Genomic DNA, 2,225 nt, shown 5'->3' with positions numbered 1-2,225 from the left:
GCGCTCAACGCTGTGAAGGAGGCCTTCACGGACCACTCCACTTCCGGGCGCATCACCGGGGCGTGGAACGGGCAGCGGCGAGGATGTCCTCCAGGGTGCGCACGGCCCGGCTCGGTGGCCGCGCCGCGGCGGTGACGAAGCTGAGCGGCCAGTCGAGGCCGGGGGAGAGCGGGCGGACGGCGATGTCCTCGACGGGCGGCGAATCGGTCTCGGGCACGATGGCGACGCCGAGCCCGGAGTGGACGTACCGGGGAATGACGCGCATGTCGGCCACCTCGACGACGACGCGGCGGGGCGAGCCGAGGTCGTCGTAGGCGCGGTCGGTGACGACGCGATTGCCGAATCCCCTTGGCGTGTCGATGAAACGCTCGCCCATCAGATCGGCCAGCGTCACCGCGCGTTTCGCCGCCATCGGATGCCGGGACGGCAGCAGCGCGACGAACGGCCGGTTCTCGAGCGGGAGCGCCCGTAGCCCGGTGAGATCGGCGCTCGGCAGCCCGACCAGCGCCGCGTCGAGCCTGCCCTGGCGGACGTCGGCGGCGAGACCCGTCGAACCGGCGACGGACACGGTGACATGGATGTCGACCAGCGGGTGCTTGCGGTGGAACGCGCCGAGGACGGCGGGCAGGTCCAGGCTCCCGATCGAGCTCAGCGTGCCGAACCGCAGGCTGCCCCGCAGGCCCGTGGACGTCTGCTGGACCACGGCGCGGGCGCGTTCGAAGGCTTCGAGCGCGGATTTCGCCTCGGGGAGGAACAGCGCGCCGTCGGGGGAGAGGGCGACCCGGCGGGTCGAGCGGTCGAACAGCTTGGTGCCGAGTTCGGTCTCCAGCGCGGTGATCGCGGCCGAGACCGTGGACTGGACGGTGAAGAGCCGTCGTGCCGCGCGGGTGAAGCTGAGCTCCTCGGCCACCGCGACGAAGTAGGCGAGTTGCCGGTTGTCCATGGTCGCCATCTTATCGATACTGACGATTACTGAGACGAAGATTGTTCGTTGGACTTGGTGAATCGCAGGGCGCAAGGTGGACGGCGAAAGGTTCGTACGCCCGGAAGGTCCCGTCATGGTCGACATCGCCACCCCAGCTCGTCCCGTTCGTGTGCGGCGGGTGAGTCACGGCGCGGGGTTCGTGGTCATCGCGCTCGCATTCCTCACCGCTATGGCGTTCTCGACGTTGCCCACCCCGCTGTACGCGCTTTACCAGCGCCAGGACGGCTTCCCGACCTTCGTCGTCACGGTCGTCTTCGCGGCCTACGCGGTCGGTGTGATGGCGAGCCTTTACCTCGCCGGGCACGTCAGCGACTGGCTCGGGCGGCGCCGGGTCATCCTCGCCGCGCTACTGGCCGAAGCGCTGGCCGCGGCGCTGTTCCTCGTCTCGGGGGAGGTGCCGGTGCTGATCGTCGCGCGCCTGATCAGCGGCGCCGGGGTCGGCACGATCACCGCGACGGCGACGGCGCATCTGTCGGAGCTGCGGACGATCGCACGGCCCGAGGCCGATCTCGGCCGCTCCGGGCTGGTCGCCACCGTCGTCAACGCCGGCGGGCTCGCCCTCGGCCCGCTCGTCGGCGGTGTGTTCGCCCAGTTCACCGATCGCCCGCTGACGACGCCGTTCGTGGTCTTCCTGATCGTGCTGCTGCTGGAAGCCCTGGTGGTGAGCTTGGTCCCGGAGACGGTCGAGCGCCGCGAAGAGCGTCCCGCCTACCGCCCGCAACGGGTTTCGCTCCCGGCGTCGGCGCGTGCGAAGTTCGTCGGCGCCGCGACCGGCGCTTTCGCGGCCTTCGCGATTTCCGCGCTGTTCATGGCACTCGCGCCGACGCTGCTCGCGACCGGCCTGCACGAGACGTCGCGGCTGCTCTCCGGGCTGACGCCGTTCGCGATGCTCGGGTCGGCGGCGCTGGCGCAGGTGGTGTTCGCCCGGCTCGCCGCGCGTGTTCAGCTGCGCCTCGGCTTCGGGTTGATGATGACCGGCCTGGTCGTGCTCCCGATCGCGGTCTTCGCGGTTTCGCTGCCTTTGTTCCTCGCCGGCGCGGTCGTCGCCGGGGCCGGATTCGGCCTGGGGTTCCGGGCGTCGGTCGCCACGGTCGCGGCGCTGGCCGATCCGTCTTCGCGGGGCGAGACGCTCGCGGCGTTGTTCCTCGCCGCCTACGCCGGGCTCGTGCTGCCGATCCTGCTGATCGGCGTGGGGGGGGGGGGGCGCCCGGAGGTTGACTCGTGGCCCGAGCGCCGCCCC

General features: G+C 71.4%; 2 protein-coding genes. One reads left to right on the top strand and one right to left on the bottom strand.

The window, feature by feature from the left end; genetic code table 11:
• Positions 1-52 precede the first annotated feature (52 nt).
• Complete coding sequence (locus ACFWX1_RS20985; protein WP_378389683.1) at positions 53-952, bottom strand: LysR family transcriptional regulator; 900 nt, start codon at positions 950-952, stop codon at positions 53-55.
• A gap of 106 nt (positions 953-1,058) precedes the next feature.
• On the opposite strand from ACFWX1_RS20985, the gene ACFWX1_RS20980 reads away from it, so the two are divergent.
• On the top strand, positions 1,059-2,225 hold a 1,167-nt coding region (locus ACFWX1_RS20980; protein ID WP_378389681.1), incomplete at its 3' end, for an MFS transporter.

Origin of the sequence: Amycolatopsis sp. NPDC059021 (assembly GCF_042739895.1) — a bacterium.
In the GTDB taxonomy this organism is placed as follows: domain Bacteria; phylum Actinomycetota; class Actinomycetes; order Mycobacteriales; family Pseudonocardiaceae; genus Amycolatopsis.
Note: the sequence above shows the minus strand (reverse complement) of the source record. Positions and strands in the feature narration are given on the sequence as shown.